At 75.4% G+C, this 20,545-nt stretch carries 7 protein-coding genes; all 7 read left to right on the top strand.

Annotation, left to right across the window (positions count from 1 at the left end):
• Positions 1–425: 425 nt before the first annotated feature.
• The 7 genes from OHA91_RS07065 to OHA91_RS07035 all read left to right on the top strand — a co-directional run bounded on the left by OHA91_RS07065 (position 426) and on the right by OHA91_RS07035 (position 20,455).
• On the top strand, positions 426–2,216 hold the full coding sequence (locus OHA91_RS07065) for a non-ribosomal peptide synthetase (RefSeq protein ID WP_266493756.1): 1,791 nt from the start codon (positions 426–428) through the stop codon (positions 2,214–2,216).
• Complete coding sequence (locus tag OHA91_RS07060) at positions 2,213–3,037, top strand: thioesterase II family protein (protein ID WP_245239994.1); 825 nt, start codon at positions 2,213–2,215, stop codon at positions 3,035–3,037. The genes OHA91_RS07065 and OHA91_RS07060 overlap by 4 nt, the downstream gene beginning before the upstream one ends.
• Complete coding sequence (locus OHA91_RS07055) at positions 3,037–4,293, top strand: cytochrome P450 (protein WP_266493760.1); 1,257 nt, start codon at positions 3,037–3,039, stop codon at positions 4,291–4,293. Before OHA91_RS07060 ends, OHA91_RS07055 begins: the two co-directional genes overlap by 1 nt.
• A gap of 124 nt (positions 4,294–4,417) precedes the next feature.
• Complete coding sequence (locus tag OHA91_RS07050) at positions 4,418–4,630, top strand: MbtH family protein (protein ID WP_031146736.1); 213 nt, start codon at positions 4,418–4,420, stop codon at positions 4,628–4,630.
• Between the two features lie 8 nt (positions 4,631–4,638).
• Positions 4,639–5,637, top strand: coding sequence for a TauD/TfdA family dioxygenase (locus OHA91_RS07045; protein ID WP_328741097.1), 999 nt, complete (start codon positions 4,639–4,641; stop codon positions 5,635–5,637).
• Between the two features lie 31 nt (positions 5,638–5,668).
• Positions 5,669–19,153 (top strand): non-ribosomal peptide synthetase, encoded by a 13,485-nt coding sequence (locus OHA91_RS07040; protein WP_328738859.1) that lies wholly within the window; start codon positions 5,669–5,671, stop codon positions 19,151–19,153.
• A 6-nt stretch (positions 19,154–19,159) separates the two neighbouring features.
• The gene (locus OHA91_RS07035; RefSeq protein ID WP_031146741.1) at positions 19,160–20,455 is read left to right on the top strand and encodes an MFS transporter; all 1,296 of its coding nucleotides are present in this window, start codon (positions 19,160–19,162) and stop codon (positions 20,453–20,455) included.
• Positions 20,456–20,545: the final 90 nt, after the last annotated feature.

Below are 20,545 nucleotides of genomic sequence, written 5' to 3'. Positions count from 1 at the left end.
CGACGCCCCGTCGGCTCCGCCGGGGCAGGCGGAGCCGGTAGCCCGGCCGCCCGTGCGGTGCGCGGTGCCGGTCCGATGCTCGCCGGGGCTACGTCCCGGAGGGCCGGCCCGGGGTACGGGGGCCGGTCAACGGCCTCCGGGCCGACGCCACCCCGCCGCAAGAGCGGTCGCGGTACCGGCTCCGCTTGCCCCCGGCGGGCCCCGCGCTCCGGTCCGCGGTTGCGCGCGCCGGCCGGACCCCGGCCGGCCGGGCAGGGGCACGTGCCCCGGAGGGCAGGACCGGCTCCGGCGGGGAGTGGGGCCGGCCTTGCCCCGGCTGGGCGCCGGACCCTCCCGGGGCCGGGCCCGAGGCCGTTGGCCGAACGGCCCGTACACCACAGCGTGATCCATCCATTTCGCCGCACCCGACCAACGAGGAGTTCCGCATGACCACTTTCGCCGAGCCGTCCACCGTCACCGCCGACCTGCTGGCCCGGCTGCGCGGTGTCGTCGCCGCGCACCCCGGGCGGGTCGCCGTGCACGCCGTGGACGGGAGCCTCGACTTCGCCGAGCTGGACCGCCGTACCGCCGCACTGGCCCGCGCCCTGCGGGCGGCCGGGGTGCGGCGCGGGGACCGGGTCGGGGTGCACCTCGCCCGTACCGCCGACCTGCCGGTCGCGCTGCTCGCCACGTGGCGGGCCGGCGCGGCGTACGTCCCGCTCGACCCGGCCTACCCGGCCGAGCGGATCGCGTTCACGGCCGCCGACGCCCGCCTCGCCGCCGTGGTGAGCGCCGACGCCGAGCCTCCCGTACCGGCCGGTGTGCCGGTGCTCCACCCGGCCGCCGACGCCCCGGACACCGACGCCCCGGAGGCCCGGTCCACCGCGGACCCGCTCGACTCCGCCTACGTCATCCACACCTCCGGCTCCACCGGCCGCCCCAAGGGCGTCGAGGTCCCGCACGGCGCCGTCGCCGACCTCGTGGCCGCCCTCGAACTCAGCGGCGCCTACCGCCCGGAGCCGGGCGTCGTCGCCTGGAACGCCAGCGTCTCCTTCGACGCCTCCGTCCAGCAGTGGGTCCGGATCTGCCGCGGCGACACCCTGGTGGTGATCGACGACGCGCAGCGGGCCGAACCGACCCGCCTCGTACGGCTGCTCGCCGAGCACGGCGTCACCGACCTCGACCTGACCCCCTCGCACTGGCAGCTGCTGCGCGAGCCGCTGGCCGGCGCCCGCGTCCCCCGCCTGTTCATGGGCGGCGAGCCCGTACCGGCCCGGACCTGGCGCGAACTCGCCGACGCCCGCATCGACGCCCTCAACCTGTACGGCCCCACCGAGTGCACCGTCGACGCGATCACCGCCCCGATCACCGGCCCCGGCCCACACCTGGGCGAACCGCTCGCCGGCGTACGCGCCTACCTGCTGGACGGCCGCCTCGCCCCCGTGACGGCCGCCGGCGCCGTCGGCGAGCTGTACCTGGCCGGGCCCGGCCTCGCGCACGGCTACCCGGGCCACCCGGGCCTGACCGCGGGCCGGTTCACCGCGGACCCGTTCGCAAACGAGCCCGGCGCCCGGATGTACCGCACCGGCGACCAGGCGCGCCGCTCCGCCGACGGCCTGCTGGAGTACGTCGGCCGGGTGGACCGCCAGGTCAAGCTGCGCGGCTTCCGCGTCGAGCTCGGCGAGGTCGAGCACGCGCTGGGCGCCCTCCCCGCAGTCACCGCGGCCGCCGTCACCCTGCACGAGGCCGCCCCCGGGGACCACCGCCTGGCCGGCTACGTCACCGGCGCGGACCTCCGCCCCGCCGACCTGCTCGCCGAGCTGCGCCGGACCCTGCCCGCCCACCTGGTGCCGTCCACCGTGACCGTACTGGACGCCCTGCCGCTCACCCCGAACGGCAAGGTCGACCACGCCGCCCTGCCCGCCCCGGCGGCGCCCGCCGCCGAGCCGGCCGCGCAGGGCGGGGTGGACGAGCAGGTCGCCGAGGTCTGGCGCACCGTGCTCGGGGTGCCCGACATCGAGCAGACCGACGACTTCCTCTCCCTCGGCGGCCACTCGCTCGCCGCCCTGCGCGTCGTCCACCTGCTGCGCCGCAAGCTCAACGTCGAGCTCCAGCTCCGCGACCTGCTGGACGCGGCCGACCTGGCCGGCTTCACCGCCGCGGTCCGGCGCGCCGCCGCGGCCGGCCCGGCCGCCGCCCGTCCCACCCTCACCGCCCGCCGCGAGGCCGTCCGATGAGCACCGCCACCCCTCCCGCGCGCACGGCCCGCCCCCGGGTCGAGGGGGACTGGCTGTTCGTCCCCGTACCCCAACCCCACCGCCCCGTGCGGCTGTTCTGCTTCCCGCACGCAGGCGGCGACGCCACCGCCTACACGCCGCTCGCCCGCGCCCTGGCCCCCGTGGCCGAGGTCTGGGCACTGCGGCCGCCGGCCCGGGGCGGCCGCAGCCGGCACCCGATGCCGCCCGACTTCGACGCGCTCGTCGCCGCCGTCTGCGAGGCGCTGGCCCCGCACCTGACCGGCGGCGACGGCGGCCGGCCGGCCTTCTACGGCCAGAGCTTCGGCGCGCTGCTCGCCTACGAGGTCGCCCGCGCGCTCCCCGCCGACCGCCGCCCCGAGCTGGTGGTCGCCGTGGGGGCGCCCAGCCCCGCCGAGTGGACCGAGCGCGAGACCAGGGACCTGGACGCGTCCGAACTCCTCCGGCTCACCGGCCTGGACGAGTCGGTCCGGGCCCATCCGGACCTGGTCGAGCTCGCCCTCGGAGCCATCCGCACCGACCTCGCCGTCAGCGCCACCTACCGCCACCGTCCGCACGCGCCGATCGGCTCCGCCATCCACGCACTGGCCGGCGCGGAGGACCCGATGCTCGCCACCACCGGCCTCACCGGCTGGGCCGCCCACACCCGCGGCGCCTTCGGCCACCGCGTCGTCCCCGGCGGGCACCTGCTCGCCACCGTCGACCGACCCGGCCCGGTCGACCTCCTGACCTCTCTCCTCACCCCTCTCACGGCGGACCGCCAGGTGCCCGCCGCGCCCCGCCACGCCTCCAGGGAGCAGTGATGCTGACCACCGCCACCGCCACCGCCACCGCCACCGCCGCCGCCCGCACCGCCCGCACAGAGACCGCCACCGCGGCCGCCGCCGGCGCCGTCGATCTCACCGACCCCGACCTGTGGGCCCGCCCCGACACCCCGGCCCTCATCGCCGAACTGCGCCGCGAGGCCCCCGTCCACCGCACCGAGACCGTCGACGACGGCCCCGTCTGGTCCGTGCTCACCTACCGGGAGTCGGCGGACGTGCTGCGCAACGCGGCCGTGTTCAGCTCGGAGTCCGGCTCGCTGCTGGGCTCCGGAGAGGGCAACGTACCGGTCGGCTCGGGCCGGATGATGGCCCTCACCGACCCGCCCCGCCACCGCGAACTGCGCGCCCCCGCCAACCCGTTCTTCTCCAAGGGCGGGGTGCGCGGCGCCGCCCGGTCCATCACCGAACGCGCCGGCGAGCTCTTCGACCGGGCCGTCGAGCAGGGCGACGTGGACCTCGTCGACGTGGTCTCCGCCCTCCCGCTCGCGGTCATGTGCGACCTGCTGGACGTCCCCGAGGAGGACCGCGACATGGTGGTCCGCGTCTGCGACGTGGCCTTCCTCGGCCGCACACCGGAGGAACGCCGGGCCGGCCACCAGAAGTTGATCCCCTACCTGATGCACCAGGTGATGCTGCGCCGCTCCGACCCGCGCGACGACCTGATCTCCATGATGGCCACGTACAAGGTCGGCGGGCGGCTGCTCCCGATCGAGGACGTGGTGCTCAACCTGGACAACATCGTGGTCGGCGGTGTCCAGACCGTCCGCCACACGGCCGCCATGGGCCTGCACACCCTCGTCCAGCGCCCCGACCTGTGGCACAAGCTGCAACGCGGCGAGGTGTCCATGGACTCCGCCGTGGACGAGCTCCTGCGCTGGACCTCGGTGGGGCTGCACACCCTGCGCACCGCCACCCGGGACATCGAGCTGGGCGGACAGCGGATCCGCCGCGGCGACCGGGTCGCGGTCTGGGTGTGGTCCGCCGACCGGGACCCGGAGGCCTTCGAACAACCCGAGGAGATCCGGCTCGACCGCTCGCCGAACAAGCACCTCTCGCTGGGCCTGGGCGCCCACTACTGCATCGGCGCCCCGCTGGCCAAGGCCGAGCTGAGCGCCCTGTACACGGCCGCGCTGGAGAAGGCCGCCGCCATCGAGCCGACCGGGCCCGTCACCTACAACCGCTCGATCATCAACTTCGGCCTGGACCACTTCCCCGTCCGCCTCACCCCCCGCTGAGCGTGGGGGACCCGGCAGTGCGCCAACTGCCTCTCACCTGCCGGAGCTTGTGCCGCTCCGGCCCGTCCGGCGCCCATACCTTCGAATCGCACCCCAGAGCATCTCTCACTCTACGGAGACCACCATGAGCAACCCGTTCGAGGACGACAACTCCGGCTACCTGGTCCTGGTCAACGACGAGAACCAGCACTCGCTCTGGCCGGTCTGGATCGACGTGCCGGCCGGCTGGACCACCGTCCACGGCGAGGCCGCCCGCCAGGAGTGCCTCGACTGGATCGAGGCCAACTGGACCGACATCCGCCCGGCGAGCCTGCTCGCCTCCATCGACCAGCGGTGAGCGCCGCCATGCCGAACTGGGAGCTGAACCCCGGCCGCCCGGCCCTCGCCCACGTACCGGCCGCCGCCGGCCTCGCCGAGGCCTGCGAGTGGCTGCGCGAGAACGAGGCCGCGCTGACCGCCGCCCTGCACGAGCACGGCACGATCTTCCTGCGCGGACTGCCGGTGGCGCAGGCCGCCGACGTCGCCGCCGTCCGCGACGTGCTCATCCCCGAGCCCACCCCCTACCGGGAGAAGGCCACCCCGCGCAGCGACTTCGGCGACGGCGTCTTCTCGTCCACGGACCTGCCGCCCGCCCAGTCCATCCGGATGCACAACGAGAACAGCTACACCCTGACCTTCCCCGGCCGGCTGCTCTTCGCCTGCCTGACCGCCCCCGCGACCGGCGGCGCCACCCCGACCGCCGACGTCCGCAAGGTCCTCGCCGCCCTCCCCGACCACCTGGTCGAGCGGGGCCGGGCCTCCGGCTGGACGCTCACCCGCACCTACTCGGACTACATCTCCCTCGGCTGGCGCACCGCCTTCGGCACCGACGACCGCGCCGACGTCGAGCGGTACTGCCGGGAGAACGGCATCGCCTGGGAGTGGCAGCCGGACGGCAACCTGCGCACCAGCCAGCTGCGTTCGGCCACGATCCACCACCCGCAGACCGGCGAGGAGGTCTGGTTCAACCACCTGGCCTTCTGGAACGAGTGGTCCCTCGACCCGGACATCCGGGAGGCCATGGTCGAGGAGTTCGGACCCGAAGGCCTGCCGTTCAACACCGGCTTCGGCGACGGCGAACCCCTCTCCCGCGAGGACGTGGACGCCCTCAACGCGGCCTACGACGCCGCCACCGTCCGCGAGACCTGGCAGGTCGGCGACGTGATGCTGGTCGACAACGTGCTCTGCACGCACGGCCGCGACCCGTTCGGCGGCGACCGGAAGATCGCCGTGGCGATGGGCCGCCCCGTAGCCCTCTTCGACTGCCGGCCCACGGTGCGCCCGACGACCGCAGTCCCCGCCTGAGGCCCACCCCGAACACCATCCACGCCGTGACGTGAGCAGAGGAAGCACCGTGATCCCGGTTTCGTACGCACAACAGCGTCTTTGGCTGATCGACCAGATCGAAGGGCCGACCGCGCTCTACAACCTGCCGTTCGCGGTCCGCCTGCGCGGCACGCTCGACACCGACGCGCTGCGCGCCGCGACGGCGGACGTGGTCGCCCGCCACGAGGCCCTGCGCACGGTGTTCCCGGTGGCCGGGGGAGTCCCGGTGCAGCACGTCCTGCCGTCGGCGGAGGCGCGGATCGCCTTCGAGACGCTGGACTGCGCACCGGACGAGTACCCCGTCCTGCGGGACCGGGCCGCCGCCCGCACCTTCGACCTGAGTGCCGAACTGCCCATCCGGGTCACGGTCTTCTCGCTCACCCCCGCCCAGGACTCCACCGTCCTCACCGCTTCCGCCGACGAGCACGTGCTGCTCGTCGTGCTCCACCACATCGCCGGCGACGGCTGGTCGCTCGGCCCGCTGCTGCGCGACCTCGCCGCCGCCTACGCCGCCCGCCTCGGCGGCGGCGCCCCCGACTGGGAGCCGCTGCCGGTCCAGTACGCCGACTACACGCTCTGGCAGCGCGAACTGCTCGGCGACGAGAGCGACCCCGGCAGCGTGCTGAGCCGCCAACTCGACTACTGGAGAGGCGCCCTGGCCGGCCTCCCGGAGGAGCTGGAGCTGCCGACGGACCGCCCCCGGCCGCCCGCCCCGACCGGGGCCGCCGACGCCGTGCCCTTCGGCTACGGCCCCGACCTGCACGCCGCCCTGGCGGGCCTGGCCCGCCGGCACCGCACCACCCTGTTCTCCGTCCTCCAGGCCGGGCTCGCGGCGCTGTTCACCCGGCTCGGCGCCGGCACCGACATCCCCCTCGGCACCGGGGTCGCCGGCCGCTCCGACGAGGCCCTGAACGACCTGGTCGGCTTCTTCGTCAACACCCTCGTCCTGCGCACCGACACCTCGGGCGACCCGACCTTCGCCGAACTCCTGCGCCGGGCCAGGGAATCCCAGCTCGACGCGTTCGCCCACCAGGACGTGCCGTTCGAGCGGCTCGTCGAGGAGGTCAACCCGGCCCGCTCCCTCGGCCGCCACCCGCTCTTCCAGACCCTCCTCGTGCTCCAGAACCACGAGGAGGGCGAACTCGGCGGCCTGCCCGGCCTGCAGACGCAGCCCGAGGAACTCGGCCTGCGCGTCGCCAAGTTCGACCTCAACATCGGCATCACCGAGCGGCACACACCCGACGGCGCCCCCGCCGGCCTCACCGGCTCGGTCGAATACGCCGCCGACCTCTACGACCGCGCCACCGTCACCACCCTGTTCGAGCGCCTGGGGCTGCTGCTGGCCGCCGCGGCCGCCGACCCCGAGGCACCGATCGGCACCCTCGACATCCTCACCCCCGAGGAGCACGACCGGCTGCGCGACGAGTGGAACGCCACCGCCGCGCCCGTCCCGGCCGGCTCGCTGACCGAACTGTTCGAGGCCCAGGCGGCCCGCACCCCCGATGCGGTCGCGCTCGCCCACGACGGCGGCACCGTCTCCTACGCCGAGCTCGACACCCGCGCCAACCGGCTCGCCCACCACCTGACCGCCTCCGGTGTCCGCCCGGAGTCCCCGGTCGCCCTGCTGATGGAACGCTCGGTGGACCTGGTCGTCGCCACCCTGGCCGTGCTCAAGGCCGGCGGTTGCTACGTCCCCATGCACGCGAGCCTGCCCCCGGAGCGGATGGCCGCACTCCTCGCCGACACCGCCGCGCCCGTCCTGCTCACCGACCGCGCCGACCCCGGCTTCCCGCACGAAGCCGTCGTGGTCCGCCCCGGCGACGACAACACCGCCCCGGCGCACGCCCCCGGCGTCCCCGCCCACCCCGACCGGCTCGCCTACGTGATGTTCACCTCGGGCTCCACCGGCACTCCCAAGGGCGTCGCCGTCCGCCACCGGGACGTCGTCGACCTCGCCGCCGACCGCCGCTGGCAGGACGGCCGACACCGGCGGATCCTGCTGCACTCCCCGCACGCCTTCGACGCCGCCACCTACGAGCTGTGGACACCGCTGCTGTCCGGCGGCACCGTCGTCGTCGCCCCGCCCGGCACCCTGGACGCCGCCGCCCTGCACGCCGTAGCCACCCGGCACGAGGTCACCGCCGTCTTCCTCACCAAGGCCCTCTTCGACCTCGTCGCCGAACAGGCCCCCGAGACGTTCCGCGCCCTGCGGACCGTCTGCACCGGCGGCGAAGCCGCCTCCGGCACCCTCATGCACCGCGTCCTCGAGCACTGCCCCGACCTGCTGCTCGCCCACGTCTACGGGCCGACCGAAGCCACCACCTTCGCCACCCACCACCCCCTCGCCCCCGCCGACCTGGCCGGCCCCCGGCCGCCGATCGGCGCCCCGCTCGACAACATGCGCGCCCACGTCCTCGACGCCCGGCTCCGGCCCGTCCCGCCCGGCGTCCCCGGTGAGCTGTACGTCGCCGGCGCCGGCCTGGCCCGCGGCTACTGGCGCCGGCCCGCGCTGACCGCCGAGCGCTTCGTCGCCGACCCGTACGCGCCGGGCGAGCGGATGTACCGCACCGGCGACCTGGTCCGCCGACGCACCGACGGCGCGATCGAGTTCCTCGGCAGGATCGACGGCCAGGTCAAGCTGCGCGGCTTCCGCATCGAGCCGGGCGAGATCGAGGCCGTGCTCTCCGGCCACCCCGCCGTCCGCCAGGTCATCGTGATCCCCCGGGAGGACCGCCCCGGCGACACCCGGCTCGTCGGCTACTGCTCGGTACCCGGCCACGCCCTCGACGGACAGCCCGAACTGGCCTGCGAACTCAAGCAGTTCGCCGCCGCCTCCCTCCCCGGCTACATGGTCCCCTCGGCCGTCGTCGTCCTACCCGCCCTGCCGCTCAACGCCAACGGCAAGGTCGACCGGCGTGCCCTGCCCGCCCCCGAACTCGGCGCCGACACCGCCGGCCGCGCCCCCCGCGACGAGCGCGAGCGCGCCCTGTGCACCCTCTTCGGCGAGATCCTCGGCATCGACGAGATCACCATCGACGACGACTTCTTCGAACTCGGCGGCCACTCCCTGCTGGCGACCCGCCTGGTCGGCCGGGCCCGCACCGAACTGGGCGCCGAACTCGCCATCGGCGACCTCTTCCAGGCCCCCACCGTCGCCGCCCTCGCCGACCGGCTCGCCACGGACCCGGCCCGGCCCGCGCTGCGCCCGGAACCCCGGCCCGAGCACCTGCCCGTATCCTTCGCCCAGCGCCGGCTGTGGTTCATGGGCCAGGCCGAAGGCCCCGCCGCCACCTACAACGTCACCCTCGCCCTCCGCCTCACCGGACCGCTCGACGCGGACGCCCTCGAAGGCGCCCTCCACGACGTCGTCGCCCGCCACGAGAGCCTCCGTACGGTCTTCGGCGAACACGACGGCGTCCCGTACCAGCGGGTCCTGCCCGCGCCCCCGGCCCCGCTGCTCACCGTCACCGACCGCCCCGCACAGGAGCTGACCGGCCACACCTTCGACCTCGCCGACGACGTCCCGCTGCACGCCTACCTGCGCCCCGAGGCCCCCGACGAGCACGTACTGCTCCTCGTGATGCACCACATCGCCAGCGACGGATGGTCCCTGCGGCCCCTCTTCCGCGACCTCGCCGACGCCTACACCGCTCGGCTCGGCGGGCAGCCGCCCGTGTGGGAGCCGCTGCCGGTCCAGTACGCCGACTACACCCTGTGGCAGTACCGGCTGCTCGGCGCCGACACCGACCCGCAGTCCCCGCTCTCCCGCCAGCTCGACCACTGGAGGCAGGCACTGGCCGGCCTGCCGGACGAGCTGCCGCTCCCGTTGGACCGCCCCCGCCCGTCGCTCCCGAGCCACCGCGGCGACGTCGTCCCGCTGGAGCTCGACGCGGACCTGCACGCACGGCTCGCCGACCTCGCCGCGAGCCACGGGGCCACCCTCTTCATGGTCCTCCAGGCCGCCTACGCCACCCTGCTGCACCGCTTCGGCGCCGGTGAGGACCTGCCGATCGGCACCCCGCTGGCCGGCCGCCTCGACCCGGCCCTCGACGACCTGATCGGCTTCTTCGCCAACACCCTGGTGCTGCGCACCGACCTCACCGGCCGACCCACCTTCGCCGAGCTGCTCGCCCGGGTCCGGGAAGCCGACCTGGCCGCCTACGCGCACCAGGACGTACCCTTCGAACGACTCGTCGAGGAGCTCAACCCGGCCCGCACCCTGGCCCGGCACCCCCTCTTCCAGGTGATGATCGCCTTCGACAACACCGCCGGCGGCGGTCCCGAGTTCCCCGGCACCCGCACCGCCCACGAGCCGCTCGGCCTGCCCACGACCGCCTTCGACCTCACCCTCAACCTCTCCGAACGCCACCGCCCGGACGGCACCCCCGGCGGCGTCGAGGGCGGCCTGGAGTTCGCCACCGACCTGTTCGACCGGGCCACCGCCGAACGCCTCGCCGACGCCCTGCTGCGCCTGCTCGCCCAGGCCGCCGAAGACCCGCACCGCCCGGTCGCCGAACTGGACGTCCTGGGCGAGGCCGGCCGGACCGCGCTGGCCGGCTGGCACGACACCGCCCGGCCGGGCGCGGCCGACGTCCTCGTACCGGACGCCTTCGCCGCCCAGGTCGCCGCGACCCCCGACGACACCGCCCTCGTCTTCGAGGAGACCCGGCTGACCTACGCCGAGCTGGACGCCCGCGCGAACCGCCTCGCCCACGGCCTGACCGCCGCCGGCGCCGGCCCGGAGGACGTGGTCGCGCTCGCCCTGCCCCGTTCCGCCGAGTCCCTGGTCGCGGTCCTGGCCGTACTCAAGGCCGGCGCGGCCTTCCTCCCGCTCGACGCCGACCACCCCCGCGAGCGGATCGCCCACATGCTGGCCGACGCCCGCCCCGCGGCCGTCCTCACCAACGCCGCATGGCCGCTGCCCGAGGTCCTGGACGGCCTGGCCGGCGCCACCGTCCTGGACACCGGCCAACCGTCGCGGTCCGAGCTGCCCGCCGACGCCCAACCCGTCCGCGTCACCGGCTCCCACGCCGCCTACGTGATCTACACCTCGGGCTCCACCGGCCGCCCCAAGGGCGTCGTGGTCCGCCACGCAGGCCTCGCCAACCTGCTCGCCTTCCACCGCGACGAGACCATCGCCGCCGCCCGGCAGGCCCACCCGGGGCGCAGGTTCCGCTTCGCCCAGGCCGCCTCGCTCTCCTTCGACACCGCCCTCGAGGCACTGCTGTGGATGGTCGCCGGCCACGAACTCCACCTGCTCGACGACGACCTGCGCCGCGACGCCGCCGCGATCGTCGCCCACGTCGAGCTCACCGGCGCCGACGTCCTCGACGTCACCCCCGGCCAGGCCGAGCGGCTGGTCGAGGAGGGCCTGCTCGACCGCTGCCCGCCGGCCCTGCTGATGGTCGGCGGCGAGGCCCTCGGCCAGACCCTCTCCGCAACCCTCACCGCCGCCGCCGACACCGTCGTGCTCAACATGTACGGCCCCACCGAGTGCACCGTCGACGCGCTGTACCACCGGCTGTCCGGCGACCCGCGCCCGCTCATCGGCCGCCCGCTGCCCAACCTCCGCGCCCACGTCCTGGACGCCGGCCTGCGGCCCGTACCGCCGGGCGTCCCCGGCGAGCTGTACCTGAGCGGCGCCGGCCTCGCCCGTGGCTACCTGGGCCGGCCCGCCCTGACCGCCGAGCGGTTCGTCGCCGACCCGTTCGCGCCCGGGGAGCGGATGTACCGCACCGGCGACCTCGCCCGGCGCCGCCCCGACGGCCGCGTGGAGTACCTGGGCCGCACCGACCACCAGGTCAAGGTCCGCGGCTTCCGCATCGAACCCGGCGAGATCGAGACCGTACTGGCCGCCCACCCCGACGTCCTCCAGGCCGCGGTCCTGCCGTACCAGGACGGCACGGACAGCGCGGCGGGCACCAGGCTGGTCGCCTACGTCGTGGCGCGCACCCCGCTCGACGCGGCCGCGCTGCGCGCCCACGCGGCCGCCGCCCTGCCCGACTACATGGTCCCGGCGGCCTTCACGGCGCTCGACGAGCTGCCGCTCAACGCCAACGGCAAGCTCGACCGGTCCGCGCTGCCCGCCCCCGACTTCGCGGCGGCCGCGGGCGGCCGGGCCGCCCGTACGGCACGCGAGGAGATCCTCTGCGGCCTGTTCGGCGAAGTCCTCGGCCTCACCGGACCGGTCTCGGCCGACGACGACTTCTTCGCCCTCGGTGGACACTCCCTGCTCGCCACCAGGCTGCTCAGCCGCGTCCGCGCCGTCCTCGGCGCCGAACTCGGCATCCGGGACGTCTTCGAGGCGCCCACGGTGGCGGGCCTGGCCCAGCGCCTCGACGGCGCCACCGCCCGCCTCGCACTGACGGCCGGCGAGCGCCCGCAGGACCTGCCGCTCTCCTTCGCCCAGCAGCGGCTCTGGCTGATCGACCGGATGGAGGGCCCGAGCGCGCTCTACAACATGCCGCTCGCCCTGCGCCTCACCGGCCCGCTCGACCCGGCCGCCCTGGAACTCGCCCTCGGCGACCTCGTCGCCCGGCACGAGATCCTGCGCACGCTGATCGCCGAGCGCGACGGCGAGCCCCACCAGATCGTCATCCCCCCGGCCGGCGCGGCCCTCCCCGTCGAACTCCTCGAATGCGCACCGGAGTCGGTGGACACCGAGGTGGACCGGGCCGCCCGCCGCCCCTTCGACCTGGCCGCCGAACCGCCCGTACGCGTCACCCTCCTGCAGGTCGGCCCCGAGGAGCACGTGCTGGTCGTCGCGCTCCACCACATCGTCGGCGACGGCTGGTCGATGGGCCCGCTGCTGCGCGACCTGGCGGACGCCTACGCCGCCCGCCGTGACGGCTCGGCGCCCGGATGGCAGCCGCTGCCCGTCCAGTACGCCGACTACGCGCTCTGGCAGCGCGAGCTGCTCGGCGAGGAGAGCGACCCCGCCAGCCTGGTCTCCCGCCAACTCGCCTACTGGCGCGACACCCTCGCCGACCTCCCCGAGGAACTCGCCCTCCCCGTCGACCGGCCGCGCGGAGCGCGCGCCGACCACCGGGGCGACCGGGTCGCCCTGCCCATCGGCGCCGAACTGCACCGGGCGCTGGCCGGGCTGGCCCGCGAGCACCGCGTCACCATGTTCATGACCTTCCAGGCTGCCCTGGCGGCGCTGCTGACCCGGCTGGGGGCCGGTACCGACGTGCCGATCGGCTCGGTGGTCGCCGGCCGCTCGGACGAGGCCCTGGACGACCTGGTCGGCTTCTTCGTCAACACCCTCGTCCTGCGCACCGACACCTCGGGCGACCCCACCTTCAGCGAACTCCTCGGCCGCGTCCGGGAGACCGGACTCGGCGCCTACGCCCACCAGGACGTGCCCTTCGAGCGCCTCGTCGAGGAGCTCAACCCGGCCCGCTCCCTCGCCCGCCACCCGCTCTTCCAGGTGGCGATGGTCCTCCAGTCCAACACCGGCGGCGAGCCGGAGCTGGCCGGGCTGCGCGCCGAGGCGCTGCCCGCGGACACCGGGGTCGCCAAGTTCGACCTCAACATCACGCTGGAGGAGTTCTTCGGACCGGACGGCGAGCCCGCCGGACTGGACTGCGCGATCGACTTCGCCACCGACCTCTTCGACCGGGAGAGCGCCGAGTCCATCGCCGACCGCTTCGGCCGGCTGCTGACGCAGATGACGGCCCGGCCGGACGTGCGGATCGGCCGCGCCGACCTGCTGGCCGAGGGCGAGCGCGCCGAACTCCTCGCCGGACACCGCCCGCTGCCCGCCGAACCGCCCCTGGTACCGGCCGCCTTCGCCGCCCGGGTGGCGGCCACGCCCGACCTGACGGCCCTCGTCTTCGAGGAGACCCGGCTGACCTACGCCGAGCTGGACGCCCGCGCGAACCGCCTCGCCCACGGCCTGACCGCCGCCGGCATCGGACCCGAGGACGTGGTCGCGCTCGCCCTGCCCCGCTCGGCGCAGACGGTGGTCTCCCAGCTCGCCGTACTCAAGGCCGGTGCGGCCTTCCTCCCGCTGGACGCCGAATACCCGCTGGAGCGCACCGCGCACATGCTGGCCGACGCCCGCCCCGCGGCCGTCCTCACCAACGCAGCATGGCCGCTGCCCGAGGCGCTGGACGGCCTCGCCGGCGCCGCCGTCCTGGACGCCGACGAACAGCACTGGGCCGAGCGGCCCGCCGACGCCCCGCCCGTCGGCGTCACCCCGTCCAACGCCGCCTACGTCATCTACACCTCCGGCTCCACCGGCCGCCCCAAGGGCGTCGTGGTGAGCCACGGTGCGATCGCCGGCCTGCTGGCCGCCCACCGGGCCGAGACCTTCGCCGGGCCCGAGCGGACCCACGGCCGGCTGCGCGCCGCGCTGACCGCCTCGCTCTGCTTCGATGCCTCCTGGAACAGCCTCCTGTGGATGGTCGCCGGCCACGAGCTGCACCTGATCGGCGAGGACCTGCGCCGCGACCCCGCCGCACTGGTCCGCCACATCCGCGACCAGGGCCTCGACGCCCTCCAGTTCACCCCCACCTACGCCGAACAGCTCATCGCCGAAGGGCTGCTGGACGCACCCGCGCCGCGCGTGGTGCTGCTCGGCGGCGAACCGATCGGGCAGGCCCTGTGGACCCGCCTGCGCGAGGCCCCGGCCACCACCGGCCACAACCTCTACGGGCCCACCGAGTGCACCGTCGACACCCTGGTCCAGTCGTACGCCGGCTCGGAGCGCCCCACCATGGGGCACACCGTCCTCGGCACCCGCGCCCACGTCCTCGACGAGTACCTCGCCCCCGTCCCCGCCGGAGTCCCCGGCGAGCTGTACCTGGCCGGCGACAGCCTGGCCCGCGGCTACCTGGGCCGGCCCGCGCTCACCGCCGAACGCTTCGTCGCCGACCCGTTCGCGCCGGGGGAGCGCATGTACCGCACCGGCGACCTGGTCCGCCGCACCCGCGACGGCCGGATCGACTACCTGGGCCGCACCGACCACCAGGTCAAGATCCGCGGCTTCCGCATCGAGCCCGGCGAGATCGAGCAGGAGCTGACCCGGCACCCGGCCGTCCGCCAGGCCGTCGTCACCCCGCACGAGAGCGCCGACGGCGACCGGCGCCTGGTCGCGCACTGCGCGGTCACCGCGCCCAGCCCCGAACTCTCCCTGGAACTGCGGCGGTTCGCCGCGCAGGCGCTGCCCGCCCACATGGTCCCGGCGGCGGTCGTCACCCTCGACGCGCTGCCCCTGACCGGCAGCGGCAAGGTCGACCGGCGCGCTCTCCCCGCCCCCGACTTCCAGCTCTTCGCCGGCGGACGGGCCGCCCGTACGGCACGCGAGGAACTCCTCTGCGGCCTCTTCGGCGAAGTCCTCGGCGCGACCGGACAGGTCTCGATCGACGACGACTTCTTCGCCCTCGGCGGGCACTCCCTGCTCGCCATGCAGCTGGTCAGCCGGGTCCGCACGGTCTTCGCGGCCGAGATCGGCGTCCGCGACGTCTTCGAGGCGCCGACGGTCGCCGGCCTCGCCCAGCGCCTCGACGGCGCCGGGGCGCGACTCGCCCTGACGGCCGGCGAGCGCCCGGAGGGCCTGCCGCTCTCCTTCGCCCAGCAGCGGCTCTGGCTGATCGACCGGATGGAGGGCCCCAGCGCCCTCTACAACCTCCCGCTCGCCCTGCGCCTCACCGGCCCGCTCGACCCGGACGCGCTCGAACTCGCCCTCGGCGACCTCGTCGCCCGCCACGAGATCCTGCGCACCCTGATCACCGACCGGGACGGCGAACCCCGGCAGCGGATCGTCCCGCCCGCCGAGGCCCGCATCCCCTTCGAGCGCCACACCGCCGCGCCCGCCGACCCGGCCGCCACCCTGGCCGAGTGCTCCGCGACCCCCTTCGACCTCGCCGCCGAACTCCCCGTCCGCGCCCACCTGTTCCCACTCCCCGCCGACGAGCACCTCTTCGTCCTCGTCCTGCACCACATCGCCGGCGACGGCTGGTCCATGGACCCGCTGCTGCGCGACCTCGCCGCCGCCTACGCCGCCCGCTGTGACGGCTCGGCCCCCGGATGGCGGCCGCTGCCGGTGCAGTACGCGGACTACGCGCTCTGGCAGCGCGAGCTGCTCGGCGACGAGGAGGACCACGAGAGCCTGGTGTCCCGCCAACTCGCCTACTGGCGCGAAGCCCTGGCCGGGCTCCCCGAGGAGCTCGCGCTCCCCGTGGACCGCCCCCGGCGCACGGACAGCGGCCACCACGGCGACCGCGTCGTGCTCCCGCTCGGCGCCGAACTGCACCGGGCGCTGGCCGGGCTGGCCCGCGAGCACCGCGTCACCATGTTCATGACCCTGCAGGCCGCCCTGGCGGCGCTGCTGACCCGGCTGGGGGCCGGTACCGACGTGCCGATCGGCTCGGTGGTCGCCGGCCGCTCGGACGAGGCCCTGGACGATCTCGTCGGCTTCTTCGTCAACACCCTCGTCCTGCGCACCGACACCTCCGGCGACCCGACCTTCACCGATCTGCTCCACCGCGTCCGGGAGACCCAGCTCGACGCCCACGCCCACCAGGACGTGCCCTTCGAGCGCCTCGTCGAGGAACTCAACCCGGCCCGCTCCCTCGCCCGCCACCCGCTCTTCCAGGTCATGCTGCTGCTCCAGGGCGCGGGCCGGGCCGGCGGACCCGGAGAGGCCCCGCTGGACCTGGCCGGCCTGCCGGCCACCGTCGAACCGGTCGGAGGGTACGCGGCCAAGTTCGACCTCTCCATCGCCATGGGCGAGTCCTTCGACGCCGACGGCGCACCCGCCGGGCTGGAGTGCGCGATCGACTTCGCCACCGACCTGTTCGACCGGGAGACCGTGGAGTCCATCGCCGTCCGCTTCGGCCGGCTGCTCACGGCGGTCGCGGCCCGTCCCGACCGTCCCATCGGCCGAGCCGACCTGCTCTGCGCCGAAGAACGCGCGGAACTGCTCCACGGAGAAACGCAGTTGCCGTCGGCCGTGCCGCTGCTGCCCGCCGCCTTCGAGGCCCAGGCGGCCCGCACCCCCGACGCCACCGCCCTGGTCGCCGGGGACACCCGGCTCAGCTGGGCCGAGCTCGACGCCCGCGCCGACCACCTCGCCCACCGCCTGACGGCCGCCGGCGCCGGTCCGCAGACGGTCGTCGCGCTGGCTCTGCCGCGCTCCGCGGAGAGCGTGATCGCCCTGCTCGCCGTACTCAAGGCCGGCGCTGCCTCGCTCCCGCTGGACGCCGGATACCCGGCCGACCGGACCGCGGCCATGCTCGCCGACGCCGCGCCCGCGCTGGCCGTGACCTGCGACGGCTGGCCCCTGCCCGAACTCCTCGCCGGCCTGCCCGTCCTGGCGGCCGCTCCGGCGGACGAGAACGACCGCCCCGCCACTCCGAACCCGCCGCCCCGCGCGGCCGCCGCCGACGCCGCCTACGTCATCTACACCTCCGGCTCCACCGGCCGCCCCAAGGGCGTCGTGGTGAGCCACGGTGCGATCGCCTCGCTCCTCGCCTCCCACCGCTCCGCGACCGGCCCTATCGGCGCCACCGAGCGCGAGCACGGCCGCAGCCGCGTCGCGCTCACCGCCTCCCTCTGCTTCGACGCCTCCTGGGACGGCCTGCTCTGGCTGATCGCCGGCCACGAACTCCACCTGATCGGCGACGAGGTCCGCCGCGACGCAGCCGCCCTCGTCCGGCACATCGAGGCGGAGTCCGTCGACGTCGTCGAAGTCACCCCCTCCTACGCCGAACAGCTCCTCGACGAAGGACTGCTGGACGCGCCCGCCCCGCGCGTGGTGCTGCTCGGCGGCGAGGCCGTCGGCCAGTCCCTCTGGGACCGCCTGCGCGAGGCCCCGGCCACCACCGCCCACAACCTGTACGGCCCCACCGAGTCCACCGTCGACGCGCTCACCCAGCCGTTCACCGCCACCGGCCGCCCGACCCTCGGCCGCAGCGTCCTCGGCACCCGCGCCCACGTCCTCGACGAGTACCTGGCCCCCGTCCCCGCCGGAGTCCCCGGCGAGCTGTACCTGGCCGGCGCCGGCCTGGCCCGCGGCTACCTGGGCCGGCCCGCGCTCACCGCCGAACGCTTCGTCGCCGACCCGTTCGCGCCGGGGGAGCGCATGTACCGCACCGGCGACCTGGTCCGCCGCACCCGCGACGGAGACCTCGAATACCTCGGCCGCACCGACCAGCAGGTCAAGATCCGCGGCTTCCGCATCGAACCCGGCGAGATCGAGCACGTGCTCACGCGCCACCCCCGGATCCTCGCCGCCACCGTGACGGTCCACGACGACGGCACCGCCGGCCCCCGCCTGGTCGCCCACGTCGTGCCGGACGGCCCGCTCGACCGGGCCGAACTGCGCGCCTTCGCCGCCGAGTCGCTGCCCGGCCACATGCTCCCGGCCGCCTTCGTCCCGCTCGACGCGCTCCCGCTGACCGCGAGCGGCAAGGTCGACCGGCGCGCCCTCCCCGCCCCCGACTTCCACGCCCCGGCCACCGGGCGGGCGCCCAGGACACCGTACGAGGAACGGCTCTGCGGCCTCTTCGCCGAGGTCCTGGGCCTGCCCGGACCGGTCTCCATCGACGACGGCTTCTTCGACCTCGGCGGCCACTCCCTCCTCGCGATGAAGCTGCTCGGCCGGATCCGCACCGCATTCGGCGCCGACCTCGGCATGCGGGCCCTCTTCGAAGCCCCGACCGCGGCCGCCCTCGGACGGCGCCTGCTCCGGCACCTTGACCCGGGGAGCCCGGCGGGCACCGGCGCCGACAGCGCCCACAGTGCACTCGACGTACTGCTCCCGCTGCGCGCGGGCGGCACCAGGACCCCGCTGTTCTGCGTCCACCCCGCCGCGGGCATCAGCTGGGTCTACTCCGGGCTGCTGCGCCACCTCGACCCCGACCGGCCGGTCCACGGCCTCCAGGCACGGGGTCTGCGCGGCGGCTCCCCGTCCTCCGTCACCGAGATCGCGGAGGACTACGTACGGCAGATCCGCGCCGTCCAACCGGACGGGCCGTACCACCTGCTCGGCTGGTCCTTCGGCGCGGTCGTCGCCCAGGCCATGGCCGTCGCCCTCCAGACGGCCGGCCAGGAGGTCGCCCTGCTGGCGCTCCTCGACGGCCTGCCCGCCGACCCCGCCCGGTACGGCGCCGACGCCGCCCCGCCCGCAGACGACCCGGTCGACACCCTCGCCGCACTGCTCGCCTCCCTCGGCTACGACCCGGCCGACGGCCGCGGCCAGGCCGACCTCACCGCACTGCTCGGCGAGGCCGCAGCCGTCCTGCCCGACGTCTTCGAGCAGAACGCCAAGCTGATGGCCGAGCACGTACCCGGCCGCTACCGGGGCGACGCCGTCTTCTTCGGCGCCACCCTCGACAAGCCCGCCGACTGGCCCCACGGGGACGCCTGGCGGCCGTACGTCGACGGCCGCATCGAGCAGCACCGCATCACCTGCACGCACGGCGCCATGACGCAGCCGGAGCCCGTCGCACGGATCGCCGCCGTGCTCGCCGAGAAGCTTGGAGAGTGACCCGCCATGACCACAGCCTCCGTGAAACCGCCGTCGCCCCCCGAGGGGGACGCGCCGCGGAAGAGCCGCTGGGGCCTCTGGGCGCAGGGCAACTTCCGCAAGCTCTGGATCGGTGAGACCACCAGCGGCCTCGGCACCGCCGTCGGAAACGTCGCGCTCGCCCTGGTGGCCGTCGTCACCCTGGAGGCCTCGCCGTTCACGGTCGGCCTGCTCACCGCCTCCGCCTGGGTGCCGTGGCTCTTCCTCGGCCTGCTGGCCGGCGCCTGGGTGGACCGCTGGCCCCGGCTGAAGGTGATGCTGGTCTGCGACCTCCTGCTGCTGGTGCTGTTCGGCAGCGTGCCGGTGGCGGGCTGGCTGGGCCTGCTGACCATGGCCCAACTGGTCGTGGTCGCCCTGCTGGCCGGCGCGGTCAAGGTGTTCCTGTCCACCGCGAACAGCGCCGTGCTGCCCGTACTCGTCGCCAAGCCCGACCTCCTCGAGGCCAATGTCAAACTGCGCTCCGGGGACGCGGCCGCGGAGATCGCCGGCCCCGGCCTCGCCGGCCTGATCTCCCAGGCGTTCGGCGCCGTCACCGGCCTGCTCGCCGACGCGCTCACCTACCTGGTGGCGGCCCTGTGCGTGGGGTCCATCAAGGCCGAGGAGAAGCCCCCGCCGGTCTCCGAACGGCGCGGGATCCTCCGCGAGATCAAAGAAGGCGTCCGCTTCCTCGTGCACGACCCCTACCTGCGCACGCTGGCGAGCTTCGCCGCCGTCGGCAACCTCGGCCTCAACGGCATCCAAGCCGTGCAGACCATCTTCCTGGTCCGCACCGTGGGTGTGACACCCGGCGGCGTCGGCGCCGTCTTCGCGGTGGTCTCCATCGGCGGCCTGGCCGGCGCCGCGCTCGCCGGGCGGATCGCCCGCCGGTTCGGGACGGCCCGCGGACTGCTGCTCTGCGAGCTGGTCGGAGCGCCGTTCATCCTCCTGCTGCCGATGGCCGGGGAGCGGCTGCCGCTGGCCGTGAGCGCGGTGGCCTGGTCGATCGCGGTCTGCGGGGTGATCGCCGGGAACGTCATCGCCGGCAGCTTCTACCAGGCCTACTGCCCGCCCGCGATGATCGGCCGGATCCGGGCCAGCGCCTCCACCGTCAACTTCAGCGCCATCCCGGTGGGCGCCCTGCTCGGCGGCTGGCTGGGCGAGCTGCTCGGCGCCCGCACCACCCTCTGGATCATGGCGAGCGTGCTGCTCTCGGCCGGCCTGGTGCTGCTCGCCGGCCCGCTCCGGGGCCTGCGCAGCTTCCCCGAGCGTCCCGCGCACTCCTGACCGGCCGGGCCCTGCCGGCCGTCCGGTTCCTCCCGCCTCGCCACCACCCCCGCCCGCACGCCGCCCGCACGTCCGTCCGTACCCTCCCGG

The sequence above is a fragment of the Streptomyces erythrochromogenes genome, from assembly GCF_036170895.1.
In the GTDB taxonomy this organism is placed as follows: domain Bacteria; phylum Actinomycetota; class Actinomycetes; order Streptomycetales; family Streptomycetaceae; genus Streptomyces; species Streptomyces erythrochromogenes.
This window is presented reverse-complemented; position numbering and strand designations above follow the sequence as displayed.